Genomic DNA, 7,690 nt, shown 5'->3' on the forward strand with positions numbered 1-7,690 from the left:
GGCCTGGTAGAGCGGTTGTAACGCCACCCTCGGGGAATCCTCATGCTAGTCGAGCCTCACCCTGGCTCGCATGGATGTTCGATCAGTTGTCGGAGTGACGTGCACATCACGTTCCCTTCGAGGCATGAACCATTTAGGCTCCGGGCACGTCCTCATGAACAAACCGGCAAGCCGGCCGGAGGGACCCACCCCCGAGACAAGCAATGCGAAACCGTAGCGCTCCGCATACGGCACATTCGCCGCCAACCGGCAACTGACAGCCACACCGAGAAGAAGTTTCGAAGAAAAGCCACGAGCGGGAACGTTTTCGGCCTGGTTGGATGTTGACCCTGGTACGACAGCTCGTCGAGCTAGAGAAGAGGCGACGTGACTACTGTTCTGACCCCCGCGAGCCCGCTGACCGCAGCAGACCGCTGTGACCGTTGCGGCGCCCAGGCCTATCTGCGCGTCGTCCTGATCAGCGGCGGTGAACTGCTCTTCTGCGCCCACCACGGGCGCAAGTTCGAGCCGGAACTCAAGAAGATCGCCGCGGAAATACAGGATGAGACGGATCGGCTCACCGCCGTGCAGGCGACCGCAGCCGACGAGGACCGCTGACACCTCGCATCCACGACGAGCCAGGGGCCGGTCCAGGACCGGCCGACGGGCGGCACCCCCACCACCGGGGTTGCCGCCCGTTCTCGCGCGTCCGGCAGCCTGCACAGCCCGCTCAGACACGCCCCTCCGCCCACTTCAGGGCGGCGGAGACCCGGGTGTACACCCCGGGGCTGCCCGGGCGGCCGCAGCCGCTCCCCCAGGAGACCAGCCCGATGAGCCGCCCACGGGCCACCAGCGGCCCGCCGCTGTCGCCCTGGCACGCATCCCGCCCGCCCCTGGGATCGCCCGCACAGAGCATCCCTGAGGCGTCGTACGTGCCCTCCCGGCCGCCCGGGTAGGCGCGGGCGCACTCGGCGTCCGGCAGGACCTGGACGCGGGCGGAGCGCAGCACCGAAGCGTAGGTACCCGCTCCGGTCGTGTCCCCCCACCCGTAGACCGCCGCGCCCGTACCGGGCCGGTACGCCTCGTCCCCTGCCCGGGCCGCCGCGATCACGCTGCTCCTCGGCAGCGCCCGGGAGAGGGTGAGCACCGCGAGGTCCCCGGCGTTGGTGTCGGGGTCGTACGCCGGATTGACCCAGACCCCCCGGACCGGGATCTCCTGGCCGGTCGTATCGCTCAACCGCTCCCGTCCGGCGATGACGCGCAGGTCCCTCACCCGGCTCACCGGCCCGCCGAGCGCCTCTTCACCCAGACAGTGGGCGACTGTCAGGACCTTCGTCGGCGCCACGACGACCCCGCCGCAGAACTGGCCCGAGCGCGCTCCCCCGAACCGGTCCCGGCTCGACAGCGCCACCACCCAGGGGCTGTCCGCCACGGGGGCGGGCCGACCGCCGACGACGACGCTGTCCGCGGCCGCCGGGAGCGGCGCGGCGAGCGGCGTGACGAAGGCCCCGGCGGTCAGGGCGAGCACCCCGGTCAGGGCACGGACGACGGGACGGGGCATGGGGGCTCCTGACGCTGAGGTGGAAACGTTTCACCCAGCGTGATCCAGCCCGTCCCGCTCCGCCCCCGTGGACACGCCGGAGGGCCCGGATCCCTGGGGATCCGGGCCCTCACCGGTGAATCTTCCGCCCTGTGTTCTAGTCCAGGTAGTCGCGCAGGACCTGGGAACGCGACGGGTGGCGGAGCTTCGACATCGTCTTCGACTCGATCTGACGGATGCGCTCACGCGTCACGCCGTAGACCTTGCCGATCTCGTCCAGCGTCTTGGGCTGGCCGTCGGTGAGGCCGAAGCGCATCGAGACCACGCCGGCCTCACGCTCGGAGAGCGTGTCGAGCACCGAGTGCAGCTGCTCCTGGAGGAGCGTGAAGCTGACCGCGTCCGCCGGGACGACGGCCTCGGAGTCCTCGATGAGGTCGCCGAACTCGCTGTCGCCGTCCTCGCCGAGCGGGGTGTGCAGCGAGATCGGCTCGCGGCCGTACTTCTGGACCTCGATGACCTTCTCGGGAGTCATGTCCAGCTCCTTGGCCAGCTCCTCCGGGGTGGGCTCACGGCCCAGGTCCTGGAGCATCTGGCGCTGGACGCGCGCGAGCTTGTTGATGACCTCGACCATGTGCACCGGGATACGGATGGTGCGGGCCTGGTCGGCCATGGCGCGGGTGATCGCCTGACGGATCCACCAGGTGGCGTACGTGGAGAACTTGTAGCCCTTGGTGTAGTCGAACTTCTCGACCGCGCGGATCAGACCGAGGTTGCCCTCCTGGATCAGGTCCAGGAAGAGCATGCCGCGGCCGGTGTAGCGCTTGGCCAGGGAGACCACCAGACGGAGGTTGGCCTCCAGGAGGTGGTTCTTGGCTCGGCGGCCGTCCTCGGCGATGATCTCCAGCTCGCGCTTGAGCTTCGGCGCCAGCTTGTCCGCGTTGGCGAGCTTGTCCTCGGCGAAGAGACCGGCCTCGATGCGCTTGGCGAGTTCGACCTCCTGCTCGGCGTTGAGGAGGGGAACCTTGCCGATCTGCTTGAGGTAGTCCTTGACCGGGTCGGCGGTGGCTCCGGCGACGGCGACCTGCTGGGCAGGCGCGTCGTCCTCGTCGTCGTCGGAGAGGACGAAGCCCTTGTTCTCGCCCTCGGCCTCCTCTTCCTCGCCGCCCTTGCCCGCCTTGACCTCTTCGACGGCCTCGTCACCGTCGAGCAGCTCGTCGTCCTGCTTGCCGGACTTCTTCGCCGCCGTCTTCTTGGCCGCCGTCTTCTTCACGGCGGTCTTCTTGGCAGCCGTCTTCTTGGCTGCGGCCTTCTTCGCGGGGGCGGGCGCGACGGTGTCGTCGGCCGCCCCGTCCGCGCTCTCGGCCGTCGGGGCGGCGGTGGCCGCGACGGTCCGGGTCACGGTGGTCTTGGCCGCGACAGTCTTGGTGGCGGTGCGCTTGACCGGGCTCTTCGCTGCGACGCTCTTGCGGGCGCGTTTCGGCGACTCCGCGGCACTGACCATCAGCGTCACACCCTCTTCCTCGAGGATCTGGTTGAGGCTGCGCAGAACGTTCTTCCACTGGGTTGGCGGAATCTGGTCAGCCTCGAAGGCCCGACGCACGTCATCGCCGGCGATCTGCCCATCAGCCTTTCCCCGCTCGATGAGCGCCATCACAGACTCGGACTCGGCGATCTCCGGCGGGAGCGTACGGGATGTGCTGGCCGACACGAACAACCTCTCGGAACGATGGAAACGGCTTCCGGCCCTGCCCTGGGAGGGCGGGAACCGACGTCCGTCGACTGGGGATGTCGTCGACGGCGCGGGTTTGGCCTCAGAACTGAACAGCGCGCCCGAGGGCTGCTGTATTCCTTCTGCGGCGGTCACCTCTTAAGTCATCGCGCTGCTTCGAGGAGTGTTACGCCCAATCCGCGTGGCCCGAGTCACACTCCATTCGCGACGAAACCTGCCAGGACGGGCATCCTCTCACCATGATGCCGCCGGACCCGTGCGGTCCGGCGGCACAGGGCCTGTCCACCCCGGCCGTGGGCCGGTCAGTGCTGCTCGCGGGGGGCGGGCACCACGCGGTCCACGTCGGGGTGGACGACGAGCAGCTGGCGCATGGCCGTCTCGGCGCCCGCGGAGTCGCCCGACGCCAGGGCGTCGACGATGCGCGCGTGGTGGGCGAGCGAGGCGTCACCCGGCCGGTCGCAGCCGGTGACCGGGCCGCCGGAGACGTGCAGGGCGGCCGAGACGATGCCGGAAAGGTGTTCGAGCATCCGGTTGCCCGCGGCCTGGATGAGCAGGGCGTGGAACTCCGCGTCGGCGCGGGAGAAGGTGATCGTGTCCCCCTGCCCCATCGCGTGCCCCATGATCTCCACCATGTCGCCGAGGCGCTGCTGGAGGTCCTCGCGGCCATGGCCGGCGGCGAGGCGGGCGGCGAGCGGCTCGATGGTCCAGCGCAGCTCGGCCAGCTCCCGGCGCTGGTCGTCGCGGTGCGGGCCGAAGGCGCGCCACTCGATGATGTCGGGGTCCAGCAGGTTCCAGTCGCTGACCGGGCGGACCCGCGTACCCACATTGGGGCGCGCGCTGACGAGCCCCTTGGCCTCCAGGACCCGCAGGGACTCGCGGACGACGGTGCGGGAGACCTCGAACCGCTGGCCGATCTCCTCCGGGACGAGCGGGCGGTCCGCGCCGAGGTCACCGGAGACGATCATCTGGCCCAGCTGCTGGACGAGTTGGCCGTGCAGGCCGCGCCCGCGGCTGGCCGCGCCCCGCCGGCTCGCCCGCCCCAACTCTGAATCGGAGCCGCCCCAGGGCCGGGCCGCGGCGCGCTCTCCGGCCGACGTCTCCGCGTAGGGGTAGCGATCGAGTTCGCCCGAGCCGGCCAGGCCGGAGTCGGCGGAGCGGGCGGCGGTCATCATGGTGTGCGCAAGGGTACTCACGCATCCTTTGTCGGCGCGGCTCGCCCGCCCCTTGAGGTCTTTGGTGAAAAGCACACGAAAGGGTGATCGGCGCTCGCGCCGCAATTGACGCCATATCTGCATGAACCAGGCATTTTCTAGCGAGTTACGGGCTCCTCCCCTCGACGCCGGACCGCGGTGATCACCAACGCACCTTTCCGCGAAGGCTGGTGAACAGATACGCGCAGACAAGGGCGGACAACGACAGGGTGAGCGCTGCACCCACGGGCTGCGCGACCACCCGCGCGAGCGCCAGGACCCAGCGGTCGACCTCCTGGGGCAGTTGCCACCAGGCCAGTTCACGCAGTCGGCCCGGGAGGCCGGTGACCGAACGCGCGGACGGGGCCGCGAACACCTTCTGCACCAGCGGAACCACCAGCACCGGTACGGCCAGTACGGCGGCGACGCCCGCGCCGGTCACCCGGAAGACGCCCGCCGCCAGCAGCCCGGCCCAGGCGCATCCCACGGTCAGCCCCGCCCAACTAGCGCCGAGAGCAGTGGCGTTGGCGGGCACTGTGATCAACTCCGGCCCGTAGAAGAGCCGGAGGCACTGCGCCCCGCAGACGACGGCGAGGGCGGCCAGCAGGAGGGCGAACCCGGCGGTCACCGTGAGTTTGGCCAGCAGCAGGCCGATCCGCCGGGGCACGGTGCCGCGTCCGCCGGCGAGCGCGGGGTAGCGGAACTCGTCACCGAAGGAGAGGGCGCCCAGGATGCCCGCACCCAGGGCGGCCGGGGGCAGCGGCAGCACTTCGGGCCAGGCGGCGAGCGCGCGTGGCAGGGGCGTGGAACCGGTGCGGGCGAGCAGGACGGAGAGCACTGCGGAGGCCAGCAGCACAGAGGCCATGATCAGGGTCGTCGTACGGACCCCGAGGGAGCGCCGCAGCTCGTAGCGGAGCGGGCGCAGCGGCCCTCGGGCGGGGCGGGCCCGGATGGGCGGCGGCAGTGCGGAGAGGTGGGCGGCAGAGGGCCGGTGCGCCTCGGTGCCGCCCGCGGGCGGGGCGGCGGGTCCGGTGTCCCCGACCTCGTCGGCGAGTTGGTGGACGGGGACGCCGTGGCGGAAGGCGGTGTCTCCGATCTCGGCGCAGGTCGAGCCGTACACGGTCACCCGGCCGTTGGCCTCGGGGACCACCTCGACGGACCGCTGCGCGGCGCGCGCCTCCTGGCTGACGACGGCGGCGAGCCGGGCCGCATGCGGGGTGCGGACGGCGACACGGGGCCGGAGCCGGGTACGGGCGAAGTCGGTGACGTCCTGGTCCGCGACGAGCCGGCCGGCGTCGAGAGTGACGACGCGATCGGCCGTGCGGGCGGCCTCCTTGGGGTCGGCGGTGGCGTACAGGACGGCTCCGCCCTGAGCCGCGTAGGCGCGCAACAGCCCGTGCAACCAGCTGTTCTCGCGCGGGGAAAGACCCTCGGCGGGGTCGTCCAGGACCAGGGTGTGCGGATCTCCGAGCAGGGCGGAGGCGAGGCCGAGGCGGCGGTCCATCCCCACCGAGAGCGTGCCGAGGCGCTGATCCCCGAGCCCGGCCAGACCGACGACTTCGAGCATCTCGTCAGCCCTGGCCACAGGCGTTCCGGCGGCGGCGCAGAGCATCCGCAACTGGCCCCGGACCGTACGGGAGGGATGGCCGGGCACATCACCGAGCAGCACGCCCACCTCACGCGCCGGGTGGGCGATGCGGTGCAGCGGCCGACCCCGGAAGTAGGCGACCCCCCGGCCCGAGTCGAGTTCGAGCATCAGCCGCAGGGCCGCGGTCTTGCCCGAGCCCGGGGCGCCCAGCAGAGCGGTGACCCGGCCGGGCGGGGCCTCGAAGGTCAGATCGTCCACGGCGGGCGGAGCGTTGCGGCGGGGAGTGCTGGTGAGTCCGATGGCCTGGAGCATCGCTTCTCTCGCGTTCTCTCGCGGAAGGTGAGACCGCTCGGCGGCAGAGGGGTACCGCAGCAACATAACGCGACATTTCCGACTTTTGATGCAGCAGTGCGCCCGCGGGTGTTCCGCACTGCGGGGCGGGCGAAGCCCGGCACTTCCTTCCGACGGCGCTCCCGCGGCCTCCGCTTCTGCCGACAACGGCCCCGCGACGTCCGCCCGCCCAGGCCGGCGCTCCCACGGCTTCCGCTCGTCCGACGGCGGTACTCCCGCCGCCTCGGCCTCCGTCGGCGGCGGTCTCAGACTTCCGGCCGCAGCATGGGCGGATTGAGCACCGTGGCCGCCCCGGCCCGGAACAGCTGCGCGGGTCGGCCGCCCTGCCGCGTGGTGGTCCCACCGGAAGGCACCAGGAAGCCGGGCGTTCCGGTGACCTTGCGGTGGAAGTTGCGGGGGTCGAGGACCACGCCCCACACCGCCTCGTACACCCGGCGCAGCTCCCCGACGGTGAACTCGGACGGGCAGAACGCCGTGGCCAGCGAGGAGTATTCGATCTTGGAGCGGGCGCGCTCCACCCCGTCGGCGAGGATCCGGGCGTGATCGAACGCGAGCGGAGTGGCCTCCGCGCCCTGCCTGAGCAGGTCGTCCACGGGCGCCCAGCGCGCGCTGTGGGCGTCCCCGCCCGCACGGGGGGCCGGCAGGTCCGGCGCGAGGGCGAGGTGGGCGACGCTGACGACCCGCATCCGGGGGTCCCTCGCCGGATCCCCGTAGGTGGCCAGCTGTTCCAGGTGCGCTCCGTTGCCCAGGGTCGGCTTCGCCGGATCGTGGGCGCAGAGCCCGGTCTCCTCGACGAGTTCGCGCGCCGCCGCCGACCCGAGGTCCTCGTCGGCCCGGACGAATCCGCCGGGCAGCGCCCACCGGCCCTGGAACGGCGTCTCCCCACGGCGGACCACCAGCGCGCAGAGTGCGTGGCGGCGCACCGTGAGCACGACCAGGTCCACGGTGACGGCGAAGGGCGGGAAGTTCGACGGGTCGTAGGGCGGCATGCCGCGATCATAGTCGTCTGCCTGACGATAAACACTCCCTTCGGTGCTCCGGTGATCAGGAATTCCGCGTCAGGGGCCGGACGGGGCCCGGGTTGGGGGGAGTTCGAGGCTGTCTGCCCCGGGCCGCCCGCTCCGGGCCTCCGGCGCCCCCTCCTGACCGGTCAAGGACAGGGCGGCTGTCCGGCGAGCGGAAGACAGCCGCGGGTCCCGGCTCGGGGGGGGGGGGGGGGGGGGGGGGGGTGGGGGGGGGGGGGGGGGGGGGGAGGGGGGGGGGGGGGGGGTGGGGGGGGGGATTAAGAGCAGGAGAGGTGGAGCCGTGGGGCG

Annotated in this window: 6 protein-coding genes; 1 reads left to right on the top strand and 5 read right to left on the bottom strand. The window is 71.8% G+C overall.

The window, feature by feature from the left end:
• The first annotated feature begins 366 nt into the window (after window positions 1-366).
• Window positions 367-597: a DUF7455 domain-containing protein gene (locus AC0682_RS21920; RefSeq protein ID WP_018488304.1), complete on the top strand. Its 231-nt coding sequence runs from the start codon at window positions 367-369 to the stop codon at window positions 595-597.
• Between the two features lie 112 nt (window positions 598-709).
• On the opposite strand, the gene AC0682_RS21925 is transcribed toward AC0682_RS21920, so the two are convergent.
• The 5 genes from AC0682_RS21925 to AC0682_RS21945 all read right to left on the bottom strand — a co-directional run bounded on the left by AC0682_RS21925 (window position 710) and on the right by AC0682_RS21945 (window position 7,366).
• Entirely contained in the window at window positions 710-1,540 is an 831-nt protein-coding gene (locus AC0682_RS21925; RefSeq protein ID WP_478534747.1) for a serine protease, read from the bottom strand.
• Between the two features lie 136 nt (window positions 1,541-1,676).
• Window positions 1,677-3,227, bottom strand: coding sequence for an RNA polymerase sigma factor (locus tag AC0682_RS21930; RefSeq protein WP_254811500.1), 1,551 nt, complete (start codon window positions 3,225-3,227; stop codon window positions 1,677-1,679).
• Between the two features lie 323 nt (window positions 3,228-3,550).
• A complete protein-coding gene (locus tag AC0682_RS21935; protein WP_254811501.1) occupies window positions 3,551-4,441 on the bottom strand; it encodes a FadR/GntR family transcriptional regulator in 891 nt (296 codons plus the stop codon).
• A gap of 160 nt (window positions 4,442-4,601) precedes the next feature.
• Window positions 4,602-6,338: an ATP-binding cassette domain-containing protein gene (locus AC0682_RS21940; RefSeq protein WP_478534748.1), complete on the bottom strand. Its 1,737-nt coding sequence runs from the start codon at window positions 6,336-6,338 to the stop codon at window positions 4,602-4,604.
• A 284-nt stretch (window positions 6,339-6,622) separates the two neighbouring features.
• Window positions 6,623-7,366 (bottom strand): NUDIX hydrolase, encoded by a 744-nt coding sequence (locus AC0682_RS21945; RefSeq protein WP_478534749.1) that lies wholly within the window; start codon window positions 7,364-7,366, stop codon window positions 6,623-6,625.
• Window positions 7,367-7,690: the final 324 nt, after the last annotated feature.

It is taken from the genome of Streptomyces sp. NPDC043746 (assembly GCF_056436485.1).